24 protein-coding genes and 1 other RNA gene are annotated in these 24,434 nt (G+C 30.3%); 22 read left to right on the top strand and 3 right to left on the bottom strand.

Features of this window, described 5'->3' with window-relative positions:
• Positions 1-5 precede the first annotated feature (5 nt).
• The 14 genes from BV55_RS0113960 (at position 6) to ppdK (ending at position 12,468) form a co-directional block, all read left to right on the top strand.
• Positions 6-350: a histidine triad nucleotide-binding protein gene (locus BV55_RS0113960; RefSeq protein WP_029453426.1), complete on the top strand. Its 345-nt coding sequence runs from the start codon at positions 6-8 to the stop codon at positions 348-350.
• A 118-nt stretch (positions 351-468) separates the two neighbouring features.
• Positions 469-645 carry a 30S ribosomal protein S21 gene (gene rpsU, locus BV55_RS0113955; protein WP_029453425.1) on the top strand — a complete coding sequence of 59 codons (177 nt, stop codon included), beginning with the start codon at positions 469-471 and terminating at the stop codon, positions 643-645.
• A gap of 25 nt (positions 646-670) precedes the next feature.
• Positions 671-1,120 (top strand): GatB/YqeY domain-containing protein, encoded by a 450-nt coding sequence (locus tag BV55_RS0113950; protein WP_029453424.1) that lies wholly within the window; start codon positions 671-673, stop codon positions 1,118-1,120.
• A 170-nt stretch (positions 1,121-1,290) separates the two neighbouring features.
• The gene (gene yqfC / locus BV55_RS0113945) at positions 1,291-1,575 is read left to right on the top strand and encodes a sporulation protein YqfC (RefSeq protein WP_029453423.1); all 285 of its coding nucleotides are present in this window, start codon (positions 1,291-1,293) and stop codon (positions 1,573-1,575) included.
• Positions 1,568-2,692: a sporulation protein YqfD gene (gene yqfD, locus BV55_RS0113940; protein ID WP_029453422.1), complete on the top strand. Its 1,125-nt coding sequence runs from the start codon at positions 1,568-1,570 to the stop codon at positions 2,690-2,692. The genes yqfC and yqfD overlap by 8 nt, the downstream gene beginning before the upstream one ends.
• A gap of 39 nt (positions 2,693-2,731) precedes the next feature.
• Positions 2,732-4,798 carry an HD family phosphohydrolase gene (locus BV55_RS0113935; RefSeq protein ID WP_029453421.1) on the top strand — a complete coding sequence of 689 codons (2,067 nt, stop codon included), beginning with the start codon at positions 2,732-2,734 and terminating at the stop codon, positions 4,796-4,798.
• A gap of 2 nt (positions 4,799-4,800) precedes the next feature.
• Positions 4,801-5,301, top strand: a complete 501-nt coding sequence (ybeY, locus tag BV55_RS0113930) for an rRNA maturation RNase YbeY (protein ID WP_029453420.1) — start codon at positions 4,801-4,803, stop codon at positions 5,299-5,301.
• 117 nt (positions 5,302-5,418) lie between these two features.
• Positions 5,419-6,117: a diacylglycerol kinase gene (locus tag BV55_RS0113925; protein WP_029453419.1), complete on the top strand. Its 699-nt coding sequence runs from the start codon at positions 5,419-5,421 to the stop codon at positions 6,115-6,117.
• 117 nt (positions 6,118-6,234) lie between these two features.
• Entirely contained in the window at positions 6,235-6,636 is a 402-nt protein-coding gene (locus BV55_RS0113920) for a cytidine deaminase (RefSeq protein WP_029453418.1), read from the top strand.
• A 9-nt stretch (positions 6,637-6,645) separates the two neighbouring features.
• Complete coding sequence (gene era / locus BV55_RS0113915; RefSeq protein WP_029453417.1) at positions 6,646-7,536, top strand: GTPase Era; 891 nt, start codon at positions 6,646-6,648, stop codon at positions 7,534-7,536.
• A 68-nt stretch (positions 7,537-7,604) separates the two neighbouring features.
• The gene (gene recO, locus BV55_RS0113910) at positions 7,605-8,357 is read left to right on the top strand and encodes a DNA repair protein RecO (protein ID WP_029453416.1); all 753 of its coding nucleotides are present in this window, start codon (positions 7,605-7,607) and stop codon (positions 8,355-8,357) included.
• 56 nt (positions 8,358-8,413) lie between these two features.
• On the top strand, positions 8,414-8,989 hold the full coding sequence (locus tag BV55_RS0113905; protein WP_029453415.1) for a DUF4342 domain-containing protein: 576 nt from the start codon (positions 8,414-8,416) through the stop codon (positions 8,987-8,989).
• 142 nt (positions 8,990-9,131) lie between these two features.
• The gene (gene ccpN, locus BV55_RS0113900; RefSeq protein WP_029453414.1) at positions 9,132-9,764 is read left to right on the top strand and encodes a transcriptional regulator CcpN; all 633 of its coding nucleotides are present in this window, start codon (positions 9,132-9,134) and stop codon (positions 9,762-9,764) included.
• A 76-nt stretch (positions 9,765-9,840) separates the two neighbouring features.
• Positions 9,841-12,468 (top strand): pyruvate, phosphate dikinase, encoded by a 2,628-nt coding sequence (gene ppdK / locus BV55_RS0113895; protein WP_029453413.1) that lies wholly within the window; start codon positions 9,841-9,843, stop codon positions 12,466-12,468.
• Positions 12,469-12,509: 41 nt separating this feature from the next.
• On the opposite strand, the gene BV55_RS0113890 is transcribed toward ppdK, so the two are convergent.
• Positions 12,510-13,577, bottom strand: a complete 1,068-nt coding sequence (locus tag BV55_RS0113890; RefSeq protein WP_029453412.1) for a CotS family spore coat protein — start codon at positions 13,575-13,577, stop codon at positions 12,510-12,512.
• Positions 13,578-13,722: 145 nt separating this feature from the next.
• Here BV55_RS0113890 and BV55_RS0113885 point away from each other — a divergent pair, with 145 nt between their 5' ends.
• The 7 genes from BV55_RS0113885 (at position 13,723) to dcd (ending at position 20,486) form a co-directional block, all read left to right on the top strand.
• Positions 13,723-14,754, top strand: a complete 1,032-nt coding sequence (locus BV55_RS0113885; protein ID WP_029453411.1) for a deoxyguanosinetriphosphate triphosphohydrolase — start codon at positions 13,723-13,725, stop codon at positions 14,752-14,754.
• Between the two features lie 246 nt (positions 14,755-15,000).
• Entirely contained in the window at positions 15,001-16,767 is a 1,767-nt protein-coding gene (gene dnaG / locus BV55_RS0113880) for a DNA primase (RefSeq protein ID WP_029453410.1), read from the top strand.
• Between the two features lie 2 nt (positions 16,768-16,769).
• Complete coding sequence (gene rpoD, locus BV55_RS0113875) at positions 16,770-17,858, top strand: RNA polymerase sigma factor RpoD (RefSeq protein ID WP_029453409.1); 1,089 nt, start codon at positions 16,770-16,772, stop codon at positions 17,856-17,858.
• Between the two features lie 88 nt (positions 17,859-17,946).
• A complete protein-coding gene (locus tag BV55_RS0113870) occupies positions 17,947-18,660 on the top strand; it encodes a tRNA (adenine(22)-N(1))-methyltransferase (RefSeq protein ID WP_242850880.1) in 714 nt (237 codons plus the stop codon).
• A 2-nt stretch (positions 18,661-18,662) separates the two neighbouring features.
• Entirely contained in the window at positions 18,663-19,469 is an 807-nt protein-coding gene (locus tag BV55_RS0113865) for a Nif3-like dinuclear metal center hexameric protein (RefSeq protein ID WP_029453407.1), read from the top strand.
• Positions 19,470-19,526: 57 nt separating this feature from the next.
• An RNA gene (rnpB, locus tag BV55_RS15185) (RNase P RNA component class A) lies at positions 19,527-19,897 on the top strand.
• 64 nt (positions 19,898-19,961) lie between these two features.
• Positions 19,962-20,486 (top strand): dCTP deaminase, encoded by a 525-nt coding sequence (gene dcd, locus BV55_RS0113855; protein WP_029453406.1) that lies wholly within the window; start codon positions 19,962-19,964, stop codon positions 20,484-20,486.
• Between the two features lie 44 nt (positions 20,487-20,530).
• On the opposite strand, the gene BV55_RS0113850 is transcribed toward dcd, so the two are convergent.
• Positions 20,531-22,999, bottom strand: a complete 2,469-nt coding sequence (locus BV55_RS0113850) for a transglycosylase domain-containing protein (RefSeq protein WP_051652515.1) — start codon at positions 22,997-22,999, stop codon at positions 20,531-20,533.
• Positions 23,000-23,127: 128 nt separating this feature from the next.
• Here BV55_RS0113850 and yunB point away from each other — a divergent pair, with 128 nt between their 5' ends.
• Positions 23,128-23,763 carry a sporulation protein YunB gene (gene yunB / locus BV55_RS0113845; RefSeq protein ID WP_029453404.1) on the top strand — a complete coding sequence of 212 codons (636 nt, stop codon included), beginning with the start codon at positions 23,128-23,130 and terminating at the stop codon, positions 23,761-23,763.
• A gap of 114 nt (positions 23,764-23,877) precedes the next feature.
• On the opposite strand, the gene hpt is transcribed toward yunB, so the two are convergent.
• Positions 23,878-24,399: a hypoxanthine phosphoribosyltransferase gene (hpt, locus tag BV55_RS0113840; RefSeq protein WP_029453403.1), complete on the bottom strand. Its 522-nt coding sequence runs from the start codon at positions 24,397-24,399 to the stop codon at positions 23,878-23,880.
• Positions 24,400-24,434: the final 35 nt, after the last annotated feature.

Below are 24,434 nucleotides of genomic sequence, written 5' to 3'. Positions count from 1 at the left end.
ATAAAATGGAAAGTTGCATATTTTGTAAAATAATAAGTGGCGATATACCATCAGAAAAGGTTTATGAAGATGATAAAGTATATGCATTTAAAGATTTAAATCCAGAAGCACCTATTCATATACTAATAATACCTAAGACGCATATAACAAATACTAATGAAATAAATGAAGAAAATGCTAGTGTCATTTCTAGTTTGTTCATTAGTGTAGCAAAGATAGCAAAGATGTTAAATATAGATGAAAGCGGTTATAGAGTTGTTAATAATTGTGGAAAACAGGGAGGGCAAACTGTGGAACATTTGCATTTTCATATGCTAGGAGGCAGAGATTTAACTTGGCCACCAGGCTAAACAATTTCATATGAAATTGTTGACAATTGCACTAATATTACTGTATAATAGAGCGTGTGCTATTTAAGCCTTTGAAGCTATCATATAAAATTTTAGCTAGCGGAGGGAGGGAAAATATATGTCAGAAATTAAGGTTGGAGAAAATGAAACATTAGACAGTGCATTAAGAAGATTTAAAAAGAAATGTGCTAGGTCAGGAGTGCTTTCAGAAGTTAGGAAAAGAGAACATTATGAAAAGCCAAGTGTAAAGAAAAAGAAGAAATCAGAAGCTGCGAGAAAGAGAAAGTTCAAATAGAGTTTCTTTGAAAGAAGGTACAATAATGCCAATAAAAGAACAACTTCAAGAAGACTGGAAACAAGCTTTAAAAGCTAAGGAAAAACTAAAGGCTAGTACTATAAGCATGGCTAGGTCTTCAATACTTTTAGTTGAAAAAACTGATGGTATTGAGCTTGAGGATAAGCAAGTTATTGAGATTTTGGCTAAAGAAATCAAGCAAAGAAAAGAAGCTATGTTTGAGTTCGAAAAAGGAAAAAGGCAGGATCTTGTAGATGAAGCTAAGGCCGAAATTGAGATTTTGTTAAGTTACCTTCCTCAGCAGTTAAGCGACGAAGAAGTATTTTCATTAGTTAAAGAGGCGGCTTCAAAGGTAGAAGCAAATAGCATGAAAGATATGGGCAAACTTATGGCAGAGCTTAGACCTAAAGTTGTTGGAAGAGCGGATGCTAAATATGTTAGTTCAGTTGTTAAAGAATATTTAAATAATAAATAAAAATCATGATATGAAATATAAAGGATTCACATAAATAGTGAATCCTTTTATTTTTTACTAATTTATACAAGAGGATATTCTAAGTTTAGTTTAAATTATTCATATAAGTGGTATTAACTTAAATAAAAACTCATAAATTATTATGAAAGAAATAATTTGAGGTGACAAATATGGATAATAAAATAGACATAATAAAAGAAGGTTTATCAGAAAAGCTAGAGCTCCCAAGAGAAATAATTTTGGACTTGCCCATGATAACTATTACAGGTAATAGAGATATAAATATAGAAAATCATAAAGGTATAATTATCTTTGATGAAGATAAAGTTAAAATTAATTCTAAAATAGGGGCTATAACCATATATGGTAGTGATTTTGAGGTTCTATTTCTAGGCGGAAAGACTTTTAGTTTAAAAGGAACATTTAAATCGGTGGTGTATGAGGGTAATGAATAAAGCTTCAAATAATTATAAGGGAACAATAGAAGTGGAAGTTCAGTGTTTAATCCCCGAAAGAATAATAAACCTTCTTTGGAATAAGGGAGTAATTATAAAGAATGTAAGAAAAGTTAATATTAGCACTGTAAGATTTTATATTGCTATAAAAGATTACAAGTATTTAGAAGAATCAGCAAAGGTAACTAACTCAAAAATAAGGATAACAAGTAGAAGTGGAATATACTTTTTTATTATAAAGATTAAAAAATACCTAGGTCTTGCTATAGGGAGTGTGCTATTTTTAGTATTAATATACTATATGTCTACCTTCATATGGTCTATTGAAATAGAGACAGAAAAATATTTATCACCTTATGAGGTAAGAAAATATTTAATGGATTTAGGTGTTAAGCCTGGAATTAAAAAAAAGGATGCAAGTGTGGCTAAGATAGAAGAAGAAATGAAAAAGAGAGAGGATATAATGTGGATAAGGGCAAGGGTAGAGGGATCTAAAATGAAAATAAAGATTGCAGAAAGGAAGTCCCCTCCAATTATTGAAGAGGATAACAGCACAAATAATATAATTTCAAAAATGGATGGAGAAGTAATAAGGGTATATACAGTTTCAGGAACAGCTCTTGTAAAGCCTGGAGATCTAGTAAAAAAAGGCGATATATTGATAAATGCTGAACAAGGAAAAGAAGGGGCTACTTATATTACTAAAGCTGAAGGAGATGTAATGGCTAAAACCTTTTATGAATTTAATAAGAGCATTAAGTTAAAAGGAACATTAAAAGAGCCCACTGGAAATATGAAGGAAGAAATATATATAAGTATTTTTGGTAAAAGGTTGTATTTAAAAAAATATAACAATGAGTATAAAGACTTTAAAGATATTGAACAAGGTGGAAAAATTATTAAAAAGGTTATATACTATGAGTTAAAAGAAATCAATTTTGAAAAAGATGAAAATCAGGTTATAAATCAATCTACAGAAGAACTGAAAAATCAGCTTATTAAAGAATTACCTATAGATTGTAAAATACTAGATAATATAATAAACAAAGATAATACAGAAGATGCCTTAAATTTAAATATAATTTTTATAGTAGAACAAAACATATCTTTAAAATAGAATTTAGTACACTTTATAAAAAGAAAAGGTGGAATAATTATGGCTAAAGAAAAAGGTAGTGACGTTAAAAGCATTTTTAAACATAAAAGGGCTTTGATATTTATAATTTCTTTTCTTATAATTTACTTTGTATCATTAACATCATTTATAACTAAAAGATATACCCTTGAAGCTGGTGATATAGCAAGAGAAAACATTAAAGCTAATAAAGAAGTTATAGATAAGGCTGCTACAGAGGCAAAAGAAAAGCAGGCTATAGAGGAGGTTGAGCTTCAATTTAATCAAAAGCCAGAAGTGAAAAAGCAAGCACTTGATAATTCAAGAATATTCTTTAATAAAATAAATTCACTAAAAGAAGCGGGAACGTCAGAAACGGAAATTTTAGAAATCTTAAAAGCTGAGTCAAAAGTTTCAATGTCTGAAGAGGATTTTATAGAAGTTATTAAACTTTCAAAAGAAGACATTAAAAACCTTCAAGTAGTCACATTAGATACTTTAACAAAAATATATGAAGGAAGAATAGAGGAAAATAAACCAGCGGATATTAAACTTACTGAAGAAAATGTAGTAAACAATATTAATACTTATAATATTCCTAAAAACATTAAAAATCTTGGTATTCAATTGACTATATCCCAAATTAAACCTAACTTCTTCTATGATAAAGAAAAAACAGAGGAACTTAAAAAGCAAGCAACTAAAGATGTAGTTCCTGTAATTATAAAGAAAAATCAAATGATTGTTAAGGAAGGGGAGCCTATAACTCAAAACCAATTACGACTGTTAGAGGATCTTGCACTTTTAAATACCTCATCATCTCAATGGCCAATATATACGGCACTAGCTGTAATGATTTTTATACTACTAATGATACAATGGTATTATCTTTATAGATATTACAAAGAGATCTTTAAAGATACGAGTAAGCTTTTATTGATTAGTCTTATTAATGTATTGTGTGTGATAGTTGCAAGAAGTGTAGGGCTTGCTACGCCCTTTTTAATACCTTTAGCTCTGGGCCCTATGCTCATAACAATCCTTATAAATTATAAGGTATCTATGGCACTAAGTGTAATAAATTGTATATTAATAAGCATAAATATAGGATTTAATATAGAAGTTACAATGATAGCGGTGTTAAATGCAGTTCTTGGATCTACATTTATAAGAAAAATGCAACAAAGAAATGATATTATATATTCTGCTATATATATTGGGATAATAAATATGGTAATAAATCTATCTATGGGTGTTTTACTTAGCAATAATATAATTGAAACGCTTAAAAGGACAGTTTTTATGGGCATAGCAACACTAGGGTCAGGTATACTTACACTAGGATTACTTCCTTTATTTGAAAGCACCTTTGATATCGTAACTACAGTAAAGCTGTTAGAACTTTCAAATCCTAATAATCCATTGTTAAAGAAGATATTAATGGAGACACCAGGAACCTACCATCATAGTATAATGGTAGCAAATCTTGCGGAAATGGCCACAGAAGAGGTAGGTGGTAATGCCATTTTAGCTAGAATTGCAGCTTATTATCATGATGCGGGAAAGACTAAAAGACCGTACTTTTTCAAAGAAAACCAAGTAGGAAATGAAAATCCTCATGATAAAATAACCCCTAATTTAAGTACCTTAATAATAATCTCTCACGTGAAAGATGGATTGGAACTTGCCAAAGAGTATAATATACCAAAGGTTATTCAAGATGTAATAGAAGAACACCATGGGAATACTCTTGTGAAATATTTTTATTTTACGGCTAAAAACAATAGCGAAAAACCAGAGGATATAAAAGAAGAGGATTTTAGGTACCAAGGCCCTATACCTAAAACTAAGGAATCTGGTATAATAATGTTAGCAGATGGTGTGGAAGCCGCTGTTAGATCAATTCCAAGCCCAACTAAGGGTAAGATTGAAGAAATGGTTAATAATATAATAAAAGATAAGCTAAATGATGGACAATTAAATGATTGTGACTTAACGTTAAAGGATTTAGAGCTTATAAGAAAATCTTTCTTAAAAACATTAAATAGTATATATCACCAAAGAATTGAGTATCCTTCAGATAACACTAAAATAATTAAGGAGAAGTAACAATGATATATGTTGAAAATAAACAAAATGATATTTTAATAGATGAAGATTTTACAAAAGACATAGAAACGATAGTAGATTTTGCATTAAAAAAAGAAAAAGTTAATATAAATTATGAGCTTAGCATACTACTTGTAAATAATGTAGAAATAAAGGATATAAATAAAAAACATAGAAATATAGATTGTGAAACCGATGTTTTATCATTTCCTCTTTTGGATTATCCTAAAGATAAAGTATTTAGTGAAGTCTATGTTGAATATAAATTTCATGAGACATATCTTGATGGTGAAGATTTGCTTATTGGTGATATAGTCATATCTCTTGAAAAGGCCTTAGAACAAAGTAAAGATTATGGACATTCGTTTAAAAGAGAAGTAGCCTATTTAATAGTGCATTCTATACTTCACCTTTTGGGTTATGATCATATGGAGATGGATGAAAAAGCTATTATGAGAAAGAGAGAGGAACATATATTAGGTGAGCTTAACATAGGAAGGTGACTTATGTTAACTATAATCTAGCAATTATATACTTTTAAAATAAGATAATAGATTTAAAATGTTTTTAAGAAATTTTAAACTTTTAGGAAAAGGTAAAATTACTATGGTGGTGAATTTATGAAAATAAAAAAGTTAATAGACAGTTTTAATTATGCTATACAGGGGTTAATATATTCTGCAAGAACTCAAAGAAATATGAAAATACATTTGGTCGCCACCTTTCTAGTACTGTCAGCATGTTTTGTATATGATATTAGTAAGGTTGAACTTTTAATTATAACTATAACAATTACTTTGGTTATAGCAGCAGAGCTTATAAACACCTCTGTAGAGAGTGCTATTGATGCTACCACTAATTACTATCATCCTTTGGCTAAGATAGCTAAGAACACAGCAGCAGGAGCTGTGCTGGTTACTGCTATTAATGCTGTCATAGTGGGATACATAATATTTTGGGATAAATTAACCAATGTCACGTTTTCTATAATTCTTAAAATAAAGCATTCAGATCCCTATATGGTTTTTATAATATTAGTTATGGTTAGTATAGTTACCATCATGGTAAAAGCTATTTATGGGGAAGGAACTCCCCTTAGAGGAGGAATGCCTAGCGGACATAGTACTATTGCCTTTTCTATAGCTACAATAATTGCATTAATTGCAGAAGAGCCTGTGTCTATGGCTCTTAGTTATCTTTTGGCAGTTATTGTTGCACAAAGTAGGGTGGATTCTGAGGTTCATTCTGTACAAGAAGTTGTAGTAGGTGCAGTATTTGGTACAGTTTTAACCGTATTTATATTTAAAATATTTAGTTAAAGGTTATAAAATAAATCCAACATATAAATTTATATTGTATTAGCCTTGATTAGTGCTATAATTTAAATACGATATTTCAAATTAATAAATTATATTTATATATGGAGGTAATTAACAATGAATTATGATGAATTAATAGAAACAGCTATAAATGCTAGAAACTTTGCATATGTACCTTATTCAAAATTTCCAGTAGGGGCTGCTGTTTTAACAGAAGATAATAAGATTTATTCTGGATGTAATATTGAAAATGCTTCATTTGGTGCTACGAATTGTGCTGAAAGAACAGCTATTTTTAAAGCAGTATCTGAAGGACACAAAGTCATAAAAGCTATTGCTGTGATAGGAGATCTTAGTACATATACAAACCCTTGTGGTATATGTAGGCAAGTAATATCTGAATTTGCACAAAGCGGAGATATTCCAATAATATTAATTAAAAACAAAGAAGATTTTATAATAAAAACTTTAGATGAAATGTTACCAGGATCGTTTACAAAAAAAGACTTGGAATTATAAGGAGGAAGAATGTTTAAATCAGGATTTGTAACTATAATAGGAAGACCTAATGTGGGTAAGTCCACATTGCTAAATCACTTAATGGGGCAGAAACTTTCCATAGTTTCTAATAAACCTCAAACTACAAGAAATAATATACAAACTATAATGACAGGTGAAGATTATCAGTTAATATTTGTGGATACCCCAGGACTACATAAACCAAGGCATAAATTAGGAGAATATATGGTGAAGGTTGCCCAAGATTCTACTAAAGGGGTAGATCTTATCTTATTTTTAACTACTCCTCAAGGACATTTAGAAAAAGGTGATATGCACATATTAGAGGAACTAAAAAATACTTCTGTTCCTGTGTTTTTAGTATTAAATAAGGTAGATGAAAACACTGCAGAAAATGTAGCAAAAACTTTAAAAGAATATGGAGAGTACTTTAAATTTAAAGAAATAATTCCTATATCAGCTTTAAAGGGCAAAAATACAGATAAGCTCTTAGAACTTATGAAGGAAACACTGCCTGAAGGACCTAAATATTATCCAGAAGATATGATAGCTGATGTGCAAGAAAAGTTTGTTGTATCAGAAATTATAAGGGAAAAGGCACTAAGAGTTTTGAATGAAGAAGTTCCTCATGGAATAGCTGTTGATGTAATTCAAATGAAACAGGATGCCAAGGGCATGTATCATATTGAGGTAGACTTACTTTGTGAAAAGGATTCTCATAAAGGGATAATAATAGGTAAAAACGGTCAGACTCTAAAGCGTATAGGACAGTATGCAAGAGAAGATATAGAAAAGCTTTTAGAAGCAAGAGTTAATCTTAAAATATGGGTTAAGGTAAGAAAAGAGTGGAGAGATAATCCTAATTACTTAAAAGAGTTAGGGTATAAAATAAAGAAATAAAATGAAATGTTCATAAAACAATTAGTTATTACAATTTTTATATAACAATGTTAGCTCAGCTTCAAATAATGGGAGATGATCTTGTGTCAACATATAAAACAAGTGGCATAGTTATAAAGGTACAAGATTTTAAAGAAAATGATAAATTAGTTTATATTTTCACAGAAAAGCTTGGAAAGATTAAAGCCATTGCTAAAGGCTCCAAAAGGAATAGAAGCAGTTTACTTACTCCTACCATGCAACTTTGTTTTGGGGAGTATGTTATATTTAAAGGGAAAAATCTATATACCATAAATGAAGCTAAGGTTATTAACTCTTTTGGTAGTTTATTAAATGATCTGGAAAAGCTTACTTATTCAACTTATATTTGTGAACTTATAGATATAGCTGTGGTAGAGGAAGAAAGTAACGCAAGTCTTTTTAAGGATTTTACCACATGCCTATATCTTTTAAGTACAGGTGCTATAAATTATGAAATATTAATAAGGGCTTTTGAGATAAGGTTATTAAAATATACAGGATATGACTTAGAATTGGAGCATTGTAGTATTTGTAAGAAAAAAATATCAACCTCTAACTATATAAATTTAACCTATGGAGGAGGGGTATGCGATGAATGCGAGAAAATGGATTCAGTTTTTTTGAGTAAGGCTTCTTTTAATTCATTAAAATTTTTATCTACTACGAGCTTTGAAAAGCTCTATAGACTAACTCTAAGTGAAAATATAAGAAAAGAATTGTATAAGATTCTTACTACTATGATTTCATTAAATTATGCAAGAACCCCGAAAAGTCTTCAAATGCTTGAATTTATAAAATAAATATAGATAAAAGGGCTAAGCTCAATAATTTAGTATATAAAGGGAGTGTGGAATTTATGGAAGATATAACTTTAGAAAAGATTGATATAATAAGAGAACGAGCTGGTGTTACTTATGCAAGAGCAAAAGAAGTTTTAGAAATTAATGAAGGAAATATAGTGGATTCGCTTATTTATATAGAATCAAACTTAGAAGATAAAGAAAAAAAGATATATTCTACCCTAGATGAATTGATTAAATGGCTTAAAGACATTGTAAATAAAGGAAATGTAAATAGAATAAGAATAAAAAAGGAAGATAGAGTACTGGTAGATGTACCAATAAATGCTGGCATTGCTGTAGGAGTTATTGCCGCAGTTTGGAAGCCTCTTATTGCTATTGGACTTGCAACTGCAACTTTAACAACTGTAACAGTTGAAATAACAAAAGATGATGGAACTATAGAAGTTGTAAATAAAATTATAAAAAGTAAAACAAGTAACTTTACTAAAGATGTTAAAGGAAAAATTGATGGAATAACAAATGTAGTAAAAGATAAGTTTAAAAAAGAAAAATCTAAAGATGAAATAAAAATTAATGACGATCCAGTATATAAATATACTGTAAAATTTGAAGATATAGATAAAGAATAAGAAACATTGCACAAAATTTAACGAAGAATAGATAAATTTATGTGATTTATATATACTATTTTATAAAATTCGTGTATAATATATTTGAATATACTAGTATAATATGCTGTTATATTCTAAGAGGATAAGTGAGGTGATTAATATTAAGCTAACGCCAAGACAAGAAGAAATAATTAGATTAGTAAAAGAAAATCACCCAATTACAAGTGAAACCCTAGCTTCTAATTTAGGGGTTACAAGGGCTGCTTTAAGACCAGATTTAGCTGTTTTAACAATGATAGGTGTATTAGAGGCACGCCCTAAGGTAGGATATATATACTCACAAAAGCCCTCTTATAGCATGATTTATGATTATATAGTAGACATTAAGACAAAAGATATAATGTCTAAACCTGTAGTAGTATCCGAAGAAACTACAGTATACGATGCCGTAATACATCTTTTTTTAAATGATGTAGGAACGTTATTTGTTGAAAATAAAGGAATGCTTACAGGTGCTATATCTAGAAAAGACTTTTTGAAAATAGCCATGGGAGGAACAGATATACATAAGGTTCCAGTAGGTATTATAATGACCAGGATGCCTAATATTATATTTGTAGAAAAAGAAGATAGTGCATACCTAGTAGCCCAAAAGATAATTGATCATGAAATTGATAGCTTACCAGTGATTGAAAGAATATTTGAAGAAGGAAAAGAACAGCTTAAAATCATTGGAAAGGTTTCTAAAACCAATATCACAAAACTTTTTGTTAAATTAGGCCAATCAAAGTAAATTCTATACTAATAGGGACAAAAAACGTCCCATTAGAATACAATTCAATAGATTATACAATCGAAGGAGTGTTAACATGGAAAAGAAATATGTTTACTTTTTTAATGAGGGTGATGCTTCAATGAGAAATCTTCTTGGGGGAAAAGGTTCCAATCTTGCAGAAATGACTAAAATTGGAATACCAGTACCACAAGGATTCATTGTAACTACAGAAGCATGTAACAAATATTATGATGATGGTAAGACTATAACTGATGAGGTTACTGGCCAAATATATAAACAGCTAGTTGAGTTAGAAAAGGTTACTGGAAAGCAATTTGGTGGTTTAGAGAATCCATTATTAGTATCAGTTAGATCAGGAGCTAGAGCTTCTATGCCTGGAATGATGGATACCATATTAAATCTTGGATTAAATGATGAAACAGTTGAAGCTATGATAAGGCTTACAGGTAATGAAAGATTTGCATATGATTCTTATAGAAGGTTTATTCAAATGTTTTCAGATGTAGTTATGGAAATAGATAAAAAGAATTTTGAGGCTTTAATCGATAATATGAAGGAAGAAAGAGGCGTCGAATTAGATACAGATTTAACAGCAGAGGATTTAAAAGAATTAGTTAGACAATTTAAAGAATATTACAAAAAAGAAAAAGGTGAAGATTTTCCATCTGATCCTAAAGAACAATTAATAAAATCAATTCTTGCTGTATTTAGATCTTGGGATAATCCAAGAGCAATAGTATACAGAAGACTAAATGATATACCAGCAAGCTGGGGAACAGCTGTTAGTGTTCAAGAAATGGTATTTGGTAACAAAGGCGAAACTTCAGGTACAGGAGTTGCATTCTCAAGAAACCCTTCAACAGGAGAACATAAAATATTTGCTGAATATTTAATGAATGCTCAAGGTGAAGATGTTGTTGCAGGAATAAGAACACCAGAGCCAATAGAGAAACTTAACGAAGATATGCCAAAGATTTATAAAGAATTTATAGATATAGTTCATAAATTAGAAAATCACTATAAAGATATGCAGGACATGGAATTTACTATAGAAGAAGGAAAGTTATATTTCTTGCAAACAAGAAATGGTAAAAGAACAGCTCAAGCAGCTTTAAAGATTGCTGTAGATCTTGTGGAAGAAAAGATGCTAACTAAAGAAGAAGCTATATTAAAAGTAGAACCAAAACAATTAGATACATTGTTACATCCAGCTTTTGATACAAAGGACTTGGAAGATAATGCTCCAATAGCTAAAGGACTGCCTGCATCTCCAGGAGCTGCTTGTGGTAAAATAACATTTACAGCAAAGGAAGCTAAGGAAAGACATGAAAATGGAGAAAAGGTTGTACTTGTAAGACTTGAAACATCTCCAGAAGATATAGAAGGTATGATAGCAGCTGAAGGTATACTTACAGTAAGAGGCGGAATGACATCTCATGCGGCTGTAGTTGCTAGAGGTATGGGGACTTGCTGTGTTGCTGGATGTGGAGAATTAAAAGTTGATGAGGCTAAAAAGAAGTTAACAGTTGGAGAAAAAGTTTATACAGGAGATGACTATATATCTATAGATGGAAGTACAGGAAACATATATGGTAAATCCATAAAAACTGTTGATCCTGAAATAAGCGGACACTTTGAAACATTTATGGCTTGGGCTGATGATGTTAGAAAATTAAAAGTTAGAGCTAATGCAGATACACCAGGAGATGCGGCTCAAGCAGTAACATTTGGTGCAGAAGGTATAGGTCTTTGTAGAACTGAGCATATGTTCTTTGCAGAGGATAGAATAGCTGCTGTTAGAGAAATGATAGTTTCTAAAAATGAAGTTCAAAGAAGAAAAGCCTTAGCGAAAATTCTTCCAATGCAAAAAGAAGATTTCGTTGGACTATATGAAGTAATGGAAGGTAAACCAACTACTATAAGACTTTTAGATCCACCACTACATGAATTCTTACCAACTCATGAAGGTGAAATAAGAGCACTTGCAAAAGATATGGAATTAGAGTATGAAGAATTAAAGTCAACTATAGAATCCTTACATGAGGTAAACCCAATGATGGGACATAGAGGATGTCGTTTAGCCGTTTCTTATCCAGAAATAGCTGAAATGCAAGCTACAGCAATTATAGAAGCAGCTATAGAAGTTAAAGAAAGAAAAGGCTTCGATATAGTGCCAGAAATAATGATACCTCTTGTAGGAGAAATAAAAGAATTAAAGTATGTTAAAGACATAATAACAACTACTGCTGATAAAATAATAAAAGAAAAAGGCGTAGAGTTAAAATATTTGGTAGGAACAATGATAGAAATACCAAGAGCTGCTTTAACAGCTGATGAAATAGCAAAAGAAGCAGAATTCTTCTCATTTGGAACAAATGATTTAACACAAATGACTTTTGGATTCTCAAGAGATGATGCTGGTAATTTCTTAAAAGATTATTATGAAAAGAAGGTTTATGAATCTGATCCATTTGCTAAATTAGATCAAACTGGAGTCGGGCAACTTATTGAAATTGCTACTGAAAAAGGTAGAAAAACTAGACCTGACATAAAGCTTGGAATATGTGGAGAGCATGGAGGAGACCCATCATCAGTTGAATTCTGCCATAACGTAGGACTTAACTATGTTTCTTGTTCACCATTTAGAGTGCCTCTTGCAAGACTTGCAGCAGCACAAGCTCAAGTTAAAAACAAGAGATAATATATAAAATTATGAAGGACTATCCTTTAGGATAGTCCTTTTTAATTTAGTGTGCATTTAAATTTATTTTCTATGTAATCTTTAAATTCAAAAGCAAACTGAAGTTGAAAGTCGTTTTTTGAAGCCGCTTTATTTAAAAGGTTACAAAAAGAAGATTTATTACATTTATTTATATTATTATAATAATCTTTAGAAATTTTCCAATACTTTTGAGGAAAGGCTAGGTATATAAATATATATTTGTATTCATCCAGGGATAAAGGCCTTATGCTATCATATATTTCAAGTGTGCTTATGGCTATTTCTAGATCCCAGCGAGTATTATCTCTTTTTAGTAATCTTCTTAAAAAATAAGAGATATCATGTGTACAATAATCAATTTTACATTTATCAAAATCTATAGTCCAAATATTATTTTCATTATCAAATATTATGTTTTTATTTACATAGTCGCCATGACATAAAGAAATGCTAAGATTACTCATAGATATTGTAGAAGATACATCAAGTGCTAACTTTGCAAGTTTCATACTACTTTCGAAGTTGTTTAAGAATATCTTTGAAAATTTATCACCGTATTTAAATGCTTTATTAGAACAATTTAAAAGTTGCTCAAAATGCTTTTCTGTAGAAAGGGTAATATCAGCATAAGCTTCTTTGTATTTACTACCTTTGATTGGAATGAAGTTATCACAAGCATTATGAAATTTAGAAAGATTTAAGGCGGAATTTATGATGTTTTCTACGTTATCATAGTCACACTTGTTTCCGTCAATCCAAGGTGATAATATAAATAACATATCACTTTCCATTACAAATCGGCCACCTGTATTTGTTGGAAGTATTCTTGGAACATTGATTTTATTCCTATATAACCACTCCATGGCAGAATATACAAATAATAATTCTTCTATATTGTAATATACCTTTTTTAGGCAGTAAGAATTTATGCCATTATCTATTTTATAAACAGCTCTTTGCTTATCTGTATCTTTAAATTTGATTTGTGTAACTTCGTAGTCTTGCAAATCATAGTAAGGAAGTATTACTTTTTTTATGTTGCTTTCTAATAATAATTCATAGGAAATTTTTTTTGCTTCTGAGGGCATTATAACACTCCTAAATATTAATTCACTATAATAATATTACTTTAAATTTAAGAATATACTAAAAAGTCAATTTTAATTATATATATATCTAAAATAGAGGACTTTTTAATAATATTATAGAATTTAATAACAAGGGGTGATGAAGTTGATTATCAGAGAGAAAATTGAAATGAATGAAAAAAACACATTTATAAAAGGCGCTGCCCTTTCAAAAAATACTGCTGGAAGAGAAAAAGAAGAGGAATTAGATAAAATCAGAACTCCTTATATGGTTGATAGGGATAGAATAGTTCATAGTAAATCTTTTAGAAGATTAAAACATAAAACACAAGTATATATAAAAACCTCAGGAGACCATTATAGAACTCGACTTACACATACATTAGAAGTCTCTCAGATATCTAAGACTATAGGAAAGGGTATTGGATTAAATGAAGATCTTATTGAAGCTATTGCTTTGGGGCATGACATAGGACATGTAGCCTTTGCACATAGTGGGGAGGAAGCATTAAATGAACTTTTAAAAGACGGATTTAAACACAATGAGCAAAGTGTCAGGGTTTTAAGATACTTAGAGAAGGATGGACAAGGGTTAAATATAACAAAAGAAGTTTTAGATGGCATTTTGAAACATAGTGGGTTTTCTAAACGCCTTAACAATAAAGCTATGACTTTAGAGGGACAAGTAGTTCAATATAGTGATAAAATAGCTTATGTAAATCATGATATAGATGACTCTGTAAGAGCAGGAATGCTTAATATATCTGATATTCCAAAAAATACAATTAAAGTTCTTGGGCATACCCATGGACAAAGGATAAATACTTTGGTTAATGATTGTATTTACAGTACATTAGAGAATATAGACAAGGGGATTATGGAGGTATCTTTAAGTGATTTTGTAAATGAATCTTTAGTAGAACTTCGAAAATTTATGTTTGAAAATATATATTTAGGGAATATATTAAAAGAAGAGAGAGATAAAGCAAAATTTGTTTTATACAATGTTTATAATTATTACATTAAAAACATAGAAAAAATGCCTAATTTATATAAGAAAATTGTAGAAAGAGAAGGAAGCGAAAGAGGCGTTGCAGATTATATTGCTGGAATGAGTGATGATTATTGCCTTTTAGCATTTAATAAAATCTATGTTCCAAAGTTTGTAATATATTAAGAAATTTAGGAATAATTTCACTTGGATTATGGGCAGACTATTAATGAATTTATAAAATTTAATATATATATATTAAATTTTGAAGGATATTTAAGGTTTATAAAGAATATATAATTAAAAGGCTATGATATTCTTTAAAATATTATAATGTTACAAAAAGTAAACAATATAAAAGGGAATATGATATTTTATGTCGAATACATAATGCTTTATTTAAATTATGCATTAGGATAGGTGGGAAAATTATTGGCCATACCAGAAGACGTAATAGAAAGGATAAAAGAACAAAATGATATAGTGGATATTATATCTGAAAAGGTTAAATTAAAGCATTCAGGAAAAAATTATCTTGGGCTTTGTCCTTTTCATAATGAAAAAACACCATCCTTTAGTGTATCAGTAGATAAACAAATTTATAAGTGCTTCGGTTGTGGGGAGGCAGGTAATGTTATCACTTTTGTGATGAAAACTAAGGGCTTATCTTATGTAGAATCTATAGAATACCTTGGAGAAAGGGCCAATATAAGTATAGAACAAGGCCAAAATAAAAAGATAAAGGATAAAAAAAATATCTTATATAAGATAAATGTGGAAGCAGCTAGGTTCTTTTTTAACAATTTAAATAAAAACTTAGAAGAAAAAGAATACTTTTTAAAAAGAGGCATAACTGAAGTAACAATAAGAAGATTCGGACTTGGATATTCATTAAACAACTGGGAAGAGTTACTTAAATTTTTGAAAAGAAAGGGATTTTCCCACCAATTAGTAAGCGAAGCAGGCCTCGCTGTAGCTAAGGATAAGGGTGGCTTTTATGACAGATTTAGAAACAGGGTCATGTTTCCTGTTTTTGACCATCGTGGAAAAGTTATAGGCTTTGGAGGTAGAGTGCTAGATGACTCTAAACCTAAATATTTAAACTCACCTGAAACTCAAATATTTTCCAAAAGGACTAATTTATACGGACTTAATTTTGCTATAAAAGATAATAAAGATAGATGTCTTGTTATAGTAGAGGGATATATGGATTGTATATCACTTCATCAAGCTGGAATAACTAATGTTGTCGCATCCCTTGGGACTGCACTTACTGTAAACCAGGCTAGGTTATTAAAAAGATATGCTGATAAAGCTATTATAGCTTACGATGCAGATGTTGCAGGCCAAAATGCTACGCTTAGAGGGTTAGATGTATTAAAAGGGGTAGGGCTTGATGTAAAAGTTCTTACAGTACCTGATGGTAAAGATCCAGATGGATATGTAAGAATTCATGGAAAAGAAGAGTTTTTAAAGTTAATATCTAATTCTGTTCCATTAATAGATTATAAACTAAATAGGGCAAAAGAAAATAAAAATCTATTTAAGGAAACAGACTTAATTCAATATGCAAAGGAAGTTACAGATATAATAGAAGATTTGAATCCTATTGAGCAGGATATTTATATAAAAAAGGTTTCAGAACAAACAGGAATAAAAGAACAAGCGTTTTATGATAGTGTTAAGAAATCTAATAATAAAGAATTTGAATATAACAAGAAAATGAATAACACAGAAGGTTTTGGTTCAAAATCATATTTAGAGCCAGCTTATGTGAAAGCTGAAAGAAGTTTACTTAACTTAATGATAGAAGATATACAGATATATGAATATATTAAAGAAAATATGGGAAAAGATAGCTTTATAATAGATACCCATAAAAAGATACTTGATTTTATATTAGATAGTGAACATATAAAAGGAATAGATAGATATAAATATATTGAGTCTAAATGTGATGATGCTGAAAGTATTAAAGAATGGACACTTATTAAGGAAATTAAGCCTTTAGATGAAGATAGTGATAAGGTAAAGGTTGTTAAAGATTATTTTGAAAAAATTAAAAATTATAGGCTAGAGGAGTCGAAAAAGAAAATTATGATTAGAATTAAGGAATTGGAACTAAATGGTGATATAGATGAGTCTATGAGATTAACAACAGAACTTATGAGAATTCAAAAAGCAGAAGGGAGGGATTAAGTATGGCAGAGTTAGGAAAGTCACTTAAAGACAAAGGCGAAAAAATGGCTTTAGTTAAAAAGCTTATGGAAAAGGGTAAGAAGGCTGGGTCATTAAGTTACAAAGAAATAATGGATGAACTTGATGAAATAGACTTAAATCCAGAACAGATTGAAAAAATATACGAGGTATTAGAATCATTAGGAATAGAAATAAACGGAGATATTCAAGAGGAAGCTGCACCAGAAGAGACAACTGTTGATTTATCAGTGCCTGAAGGTGTTTCTATAGATGACCCTGTAAGAATGTATTTAAAAGAAATAGGTAAAGTGGCACTTTTAACCTCTCAAGAAGAAGTGGATTTAGCTATGAAAATAGAAGAGGGCGACTTAGTTGCTAAAAAGAAGTTAGCTGAAGCTAATCTTAGGCTTGTAGTAAGTATTGCTAAAAGATATGTAGGTAGAGGAATGATGTTCTTAGACCTTATACAAGAAGGTAATCTAGGACTTATTAAAGCAGTAGAAAAATTTGATTATAGAAAAGGCTATAAATTTAGTACTTATGCTACATGGTGGATAAGGCAGGCAATTACTAGAGCAATTGCAGACCAAGCAAGAACTATTAGAATCCCAGTTCACATGGTAGAAACTATAAATAAATTAATAAGAGTTGAAAGACAACTACTCCAAGAACTTGGGAGATCACCTCAGCCAGAAGAAATTGCAACTATAATGGATATGCCGGTAGAAAAGGTTAGGGAGATAATGAAAATAGCTCAAGAACCGGTATCCTTAGAAACTCCTATTGGAGAGGAAGAAGATAGTCATCTTGGAGACTTCATACCAGATGATGATGCCTTAGCTCCAGCAGAAGCGGCTGCATTTACTATGCTTAAAGAACAATTGATAAGTGTTTTAGATACACTAACTCCAAGAGAAGAAAAAGTGTTAAGACTTAGATTTGGACTTGATGATGGTAGAGCAAGGACACTTGAAGAAGTAGGAAAAGAGTTTAATGTAACAAGAGAGAGAATAAGACAAATTGAAGCAAAGGCATTAAGAAAATTAAGACATCCAAGTAGAAGCAAGAAATTAAAAGATTACTTAGATTAAAATATATTTAATCTAATATCAAAGATAGTAATTTTAAAAAGTCTTTATTCAAAATATAATAATTTTGAGTGGAGACTTTTTAAAATTTATGGGAAAGAAAAGAAAGGGAAAAGATATGGAATTAAGTAATAGATTAAATAAATTAATTAACCTTTGTGATAAATGCAATACTATAGCTGATATAGGAACTGATCATGGATACATACCAATAAACCTTATAGAAAGAGATATTTGTAATTCTTCTATTGCATCTGATATAAATAGTCATCCAGTAGAAAGAGCAAAAGTTAATGTTAAGAGCTATGGACTAGAAAAGAGAATAAAATGTAAAAAAGGATCAGGATTAAACACAATAAAAGATGAAAAGGTTCAGGGTGTTATTATAGCAGGAATGGGTGGTAACCTTATAAAAGAAATACTTATAGAAAATTTAAGCATAGTTAAAAGTCTCCAATATCTAGTTTTACAACCAACCCAAAATGCAGAAGTATTAAGAAAGTATCTTTATAATAATAATTTTGAAATTTTAGATGAAGAAATGTGCATAGATGAAGGTATTTATTATGAATTTTTTAAGATAAGATATGGTGGGAATGGATTTAGAACCAATGAAGATATATATTATACTGTGAGTCCTTTACTCATAGATAAAAATCATCCATTAATAAAAGATTATATTATATCTAAAATACAAGAATTAGAAAAAATACTATTGTATTTAAATGGTGATACTGCAAATGCAATTGCTAGAAAGGTATTTTTAGAAGGTTTTAAAATTAAATTAGAAAGGTTGTTAGTTTAATTATGATAGTGCAAGATATTGTAGATTACATGGAAGGCATAGCCCCGGTTGAATTAAAGGAATCTTACGATAATGTAGGTCTTATGATAGGTAATAAAAAGGACCAAGTTAAATCTATTTTATTTTGTTTAGATTGTAACTTAGAAGTTATAAATGAAGCTAAGTTAAAGTGTGTAGATATGATAATATCACATCATCCTTTACTTTTTAAAAAGCCATCATCTATAACCACAGAAACGCTTCAAGGGAAAAAGATTATTGAACTTATAAAAGCTGATATAAATCTTTATAGTAGTCATACAAATTTAGACTCAGTAAAGAATGGAATGAATGATACAATGATAAAACTATTAGATTTAAACATAAAAGATGCGTATATAATGGAAAAATCTAGTTCAAGTATAGAAAAGGCAGGTATAGGACGAATAATAGAACTTACAACATCGATTACTGCAAAGGAACTATGTTATACAGTCAAAGAAAAGTTTCAGTTAAAAAACATAAGATTTGTTGGAGACTTAAATAATAAAATAACCAAGATAGCATTAATAAATGGCAGCGGACAGGACTATTTTGAGTTAGCTATAAATCTAGGGGCACAGTGTATAATTACTGGTGATACAACATATCATTTTGTTAGTGACTATAAGGAGATGGGGTTATTTATAATAGATGTGGGACATTTTAGTTGCGAACAGCCACTATTTAAAATTATTTCTAAAAATATACAAGAACATATAAATTTAAAGGATCCAACTGTGAAAGTGTTTTTTTCTGAGGTTGAAAAAGAACCTTATGAAATATTTTAAATGATTTTAAAAGAAATCATTTGATTTTCTTTGCTTAATGTGTTAATATTGTCTTTGCAAGTAAACCAAGCAATCGCTGCTGAGAATTTCTCAGGAGAGGAAAGTCCGAGCTCCATAGAGCAGGGTGCTGGGTAACTCCCAGTAGAGGTGACTCTAAGGATAGTGCAACAGAGAGATACCGCCAGAATCATCTTAAGATGGTGAGATAGTCTTTGACTACTGGCAAGGATGGAAAGGTGAGGTAAGAGCTCACCAGCGCATTGGCGACTTTGCGGCTATGTAAACCCCATCTGGAGCAAGACCGAATAGGAAGGTAAATGGAACTGCTCGTTCTGCCTTCGGGTGTGTCGCTGGAGCCTATTGGTAACAATAGGCCTAGATAGATGATTGCTTAATACAGAACTCGGCTTACAGGTTTGTCTCGCATACTTATAACACTCGCTTTTGTTGAGTGTTATTTTTATGTATAAGTATAAATAAGGAGGTATCATTTTGATATTATCAGGAAAAGAAATTCAAAATAAAATTGGAAAAGAAATATTTATAGATCCTTTTAATAAGTCCCAAATTAATCCTAATAGCTATAATTTAAAACTTCATAACGAACTTTTGGTTTATGATAACCATATATTAGATATGAAAAAAGAAAACAAAGCAAAAAAGATTATTATACCTAATGAGGGGATTTTATTAGAGCCTAACAAGCTTTATCTTGGTAGGACCTTAGAGTATACTAAAACTCAAAATTATGTTCCCATGCTAGAAGGAAGATCTTCTGTAGGTAGACTTGGTTTATTTGTTCATATAACAGCAGGATTTGGAGATGTTGGATTTAGTGGATATTGGACACTTGAAATGTTTTGTATTCAACCTATTAGAATTTATGCTGGAGTGGAAATATGTCAGATATATTACCATAAGATTGAAGGAGACTATGATAAGTATATAAGTGGCAAGTATCAAAATAATACTGATATACAACCAAGCTTATTATTTAAGGATTTTAAGGAAGAATAAATAGTAAAAACACCTAGACTTATAATGAGCCTAGGTGTTTTGTTTTAATTGTTATTAGGTTTAGTTTGTGGTGGTGTCACAGGGAGCTCTATTGGTGGAATATTAACATTACCGCTCCCAGGTTTATCAGGAACTGGAGGAATTACCTTTTCATCTTTAATAATTTTACCAGATTCTGGAGTTGGTTTATAATCATCTAGTTCCGTAGGTTCAACCATATAAGCATCTGTAACAGAGCCGGCATAAGCTTTGCTTATGAAAACCCTTGTTTCAATAAGGTCTTTGGGTGTATTTTCTGTAGCCCTTTTACCATTAAGTCTGTTTATCTTAACCTCTACATGGGCATCGCATAAAGAATTTGGAATGGTGCCTTCAATAAAGTAATCTTCAATTATTCTATGATTACCCCTAGGGTCTTTTGAACAAAGGTCCGTGGCAAGCTTTCCAGAGTCTAAACAAACTTTTGACATTTTAAGACCTTCTGGAATATTAATGTCTTTAACCTCTAATCCTTCATGAACCTTTTCCATAAGCTTTCGCCATAAGATTCCGGCAGTGTTACCACTTGCAGTTTCGCCATTGCCAATAGTTTTAATTTCCTTTGGTGTATCACTTCCTATCCAAACAGCTGCTGAATAGTAAGGAGTAAGTCCAGCAAACCAAAGATTTTTATTTCCTTCTGAAGTACCAGTTTTACCAGCTACAGGCATATCACTAAATTTAGCATTTCTGCCACTGTAATTTATAACTGGACCTTTAAGCATGTCATATAATATATAGGATGCTTCAGGAGATATAACCTTTCTTTTATCAGGGGTTCTTTCTAAAATTACTTTTCCTGTTCTATCTGTTACCTTGGTGTAAAGTATTGGTTCTGTGTATATTCCATTATTACCGAAAGTACCATAAGCAGCAGCCATATACAATGGATTAGAACCATCCTTATCTTTAGGGTCATTATCAAATTCTCCAAGGGATATAGCAGAGAGAGATTCTTGTGATCTTTTATTAAATATAAGTCCGAATTTTTTGCCGTATTCTACGCCGTTGGACTTCCCTATATTATCCTCTAACTTTAAAGCAGCAATATTAACTGAGTAAGTTAGTGCTGTTCTTAAGGTTATAGGTCCTCTAAATTGACCATCCACGTTTTTTACTACATCATTATTGCTAAAACCAAATCTTTTAAATTCTTCATCGGTTAATGGTGTGTCATTTATTAGTGAACTTGCATTTGCGAGTTTCATGTCTATAGCTGGAGCATATACTGTTAAAGGTTTAATAGCAGATCCTGTAGGTTTTAAAAAACCTAATGAAGCTCCCCTATTATAAGATGTAGGTGGGAGATCACCCCTACCGCCAATTATGGTTTTTACTTCACCACTTCTGTAGTCCATTATAGCAGCCCCCACTTGAGGCTGGACAACATCTATGTCACCACTTTTAATAGTATATTCTTGGATATTTATATATTTACTAGTGTCATTTATTATATCTTGTGAGTAGTCTTGTAGATCTTTATCCATGGTAGTATAAATTTTCAAACCACCGTAGGTAACTAGTCTTGAAACCTCTTTATCGGTATAGTTATATTGTCTTTTTAAATCAGATTTCACTCTTTTTAAAACTTCCCAAGAAAACCATTCATAATTTAATTTTTCCTCATAATTTGGTTTTTCAAATACTAGGGAACCATTATCTAAATCTTCTATAGCGGTATTATATCTTTCCTCATCAATACTTCCCATCTCCAACATCTTTTGTAAAACAATTTTAGTTCTGTTTAGATATTTTGAGGGGTCTTTTTGCGAGGAAGGTGAAAATGGGTAGTATACTGATGGACTTTGATTCATACCAGCTAAGTAAGCAGATTCAATAAGGTTTAATTCTATAGCTGGCTTATTGAAGTACTGGTTAGAAGCTTCTTCTACTCCATTAGCTTTTCCACCTAAAAATATAGTATTTAAATAGGCTTCTAATATTTGATCTTTATTTAACTTTTTTTCAAGTTCAATGGCTAAGTACATCTCTTGAACTTTCCTTTTTACTGAAACCTTAGGAGTTAAAAGTGTATTTTTAAGAAGTTGTTGTGTTATGGTAGATGCTCCATGAAGGCCAGATTTACCAGTTATTTTATTCTTCACATCTATATACACGGCACCAAATACTCTTTTAACATCTATTCCATGATGTTGTCTAAAACGTTCATCCTCTATGCTTATAAAAGCGTTTTGAAGATCTATTGGCATTTTATCAATGGTAATAACTGTTCGTTTTTCATCTGTTGGAACGTTATCCATGTAACTTTCTTTATTATCATACATTACTGAGACTTCATTTAATAATAATAATTCGTTTATATTCAGTTCTGGAGCTGATTTAATCATAGAATATCCAATTCCTAAAAGAGTAGCTCCTGAAAATAAACATATGAATAAAAAGGTTAACAGTATATTTCTTAATATATGCTTACTCTTTTTATCTTTTTTTGTTTTATTTTTATGCTGAACCATAAGTTCCTCCTATCTTCTATCTAAAACTAACTTTATTTAAATTGGTCAGATTTAAAATATTATACCATATTATATCATATTATAAAATGATTAGATTATAAAAACTTTTTTTTACTGGAGGATATAAAATGAAAACAAAAAAGCTCCCAATTTTAAAAGTATTATTTTTCTTATGTATTATTTTTTTTATAGCTATAATATCCTTATATTTTATAGAAAAAAGTATAGGTAATAAGGCAGTATATGTAGCTAACGCGGAAGTGCGTATTAGGGTTAATGAAATTATAAATGAAAATATATTAAAGGAATATTCTAATGAGTTTGATTACGATGATATTATAAGTATAGAAAAAGATAATCAAGGTGATATTGTGATGCTTAGGGCGGATACAATAAAACTTAATTACTTATCTATTAATGTAGCTATGAAATGTCAAAAGGACATAAAAGATCTTGGTGAGGTAGGTATAAAAATACCTATTGGGTATGTATTTAATAATAATATAATATCAAATCTAGGACCTGATATTAATATAAAAATGCGGACTATTGGAGATACTAAAGTTAGTTATAGCTCTATTTTTGAAAGTGCAGGGATAAATCAAACTAGGCATAAGATATATGTGCAAGTTGTAAGTAATATTAGAGTGGTAATACCATTTAATAGTTCTGATATAGAGGTAATTTGTGAAATGCCTGTAAGTGAAACAATAATAGTTGGAAAGGTTCCAAGAACTTCAGTAGATTTAGACTTAGTACATTAATAACAAGTATAAAATATTATTAAATATAAGTTGTAAGAAGATGTTAATGTAATTAAATAAGTCTGACACAATATAAAATATAGTGCCAGACTTATTTAATAGGTAGACTTAATATTATTGCCAGTTGAAAACGTAAGGTATATTTCTATAATAGTCACCATAATTAAGCCCATAACCCACTACGAATACATCTTCTATTTCAAAACAACAAAAATCAGGTATTATGTCTACGCTTCTTCTTTCTGGCTTGTCTAAAAGAACACAACATTTAACACTAGATGCACCTAAAGATTTAACGTGATTTTTAACAAATTCCATAGTGATACCACTGTCTACAATATCATCTACTATTAAGACATCATATCCCTGTATGTTGTCTGGAATATCATTAACAACTTTAACTAAACCAGAGCTTTCTTCACCATGTCCATAACTAGAAGTAGTCATAAATCCTATTTTAGTAGGTACAGTAATACTTCTTACAAGATCTGCTGTAAAAATAAAACTGCCTCTTAATAAAGATAGCACATATAAGTTTTTCCCTTTATAATATTCTGAAAGACTCTTGCCAACCTCAATTATCCTATTAGATATTTCCTTTTCACTTATTAGTATGTTACGATTCTTTTCTTCCATTGCTATCCTCCATATATGATATTTTCAAAAAAAAT

Source organism: Clostridium algidicarnis, from assembly GCF_000703125.1.
GTDB lineage: Bacteria > Bacillota > Clostridia > Clostridiales > Clostridiaceae > Clostridium_L > Clostridium_L algidicarnis.
This window is presented reverse-complemented; position numbering and strand designations above follow the sequence as displayed.

Coding starts and splice junctions, on each gene's coding strand:
- BV55_RS0113960 (WP_029453426.1), top strand. CDS start 6: ATGGAAAGTTGCATATTTTGTAAAATAATAAGTGGCGATATACCATCA.
- rpsU (WP_029453425.1), top strand. CDS start 469: ATGTCAGAAATTAAGGTTGGAGAAAATGAAACATTAGACAGTGCATTA.
- BV55_RS0113950 (WP_029453424.1), top strand. CDS start 671: ATGCCAATAAAAGAACAACTTCAAGAAGACTGGAAACAAGCTTTAAAA.
- yqfC (WP_029453423.1), top strand. CDS start 1,291: ATGGATAATAAAATAGACATAATAAAAGAAGGTTTATCAGAAAAGCTA.
- yqfD (WP_029453422.1), top strand. CDS start 1,568: ATGAATAAAGCTTCAAATAATTATAAGGGAACAATAGAAGTGGAAGTT.
- BV55_RS0113935 (WP_029453421.1), top strand. CDS start 2,732: ATGGCTAAAGAAAAAGGTAGTGACGTTAAAAGCATTTTTAAACATAAA.
- ybeY (WP_029453420.1), top strand. CDS start 4,801: ATGATATATGTTGAAAATAAACAAAATGATATTTTAATAGATGAAGAT.
- BV55_RS0113925 (WP_029453419.1), top strand. CDS start 5,419: ATGAAAATAAAAAAGTTAATAGACAGTTTTAATTATGCTATACAGGGG.
- BV55_RS0113920 (WP_029453418.1), top strand. CDS start 6,235: ATGAATTATGATGAATTAATAGAAACAGCTATAAATGCTAGAAACTTT.
- era (WP_029453417.1), top strand. CDS start 6,646: ATGTTTAAATCAGGATTTGTAACTATAATAGGAAGACCTAATGTGGGT.
- recO (WP_029453416.1), top strand. CDS start 7,605: ATGGGAGATGATCTTGTGTCAACATATAAAACAAGTGGCATAGTTATA.
- BV55_RS0113905 (WP_029453415.1), top strand. CDS start 8,414: ATGGAAGATATAACTTTAGAAAAGATTGATATAATAAGAGAACGAGCT.
- ppdK (WP_029453413.1), top strand. CDS start 9,841: ATGGAAAAGAAATATGTTTACTTTTTTAATGAGGGTGATGCTTCAATG.
- BV55_RS0113890 (WP_029453412.1), bottom strand. CDS start 13,577: ATGCCCTCAGAAGCAAAAAAAATTTCCTATGAATTATTATTAGAAAGC.
- rpoD (WP_029453409.1), top strand. CDS start 16,770: ATGGCAGAGTTAGGAAAGTCACTTAAAGACAAAGGCGAAAAAATGGCT.
- BV55_RS0113870 (WP_242850880.1), top strand. CDS start 17,947: ATGGGAAAGAAAAGAAAGGGAAAAGATATGGAATTAAGTAATAGATTA.
- BV55_RS0113865 (WP_029453407.1), top strand. CDS start 18,663: ATGATAGTGCAAGATATTGTAGATTACATGGAAGGCATAGCCCCGGTT.
- BV55_RS0113850 (WP_051652515.1), bottom strand. CDS start 22,999: ATGGTTCAGCATAAAAATAAAACAAAAAAAGATAAAAAGAGTAAGCAT.
- yunB (WP_029453404.1), top strand. CDS start 23,128: ATGAAAACAAAAAAGCTCCCAATTTTAAAAGTATTATTTTTCTTATGT.
- hpt (WP_029453403.1), bottom strand. CDS start 24,399: ATGGAAGAAAAGAATCGTAACATACTAATAAGTGAAAAGGAAATATCT.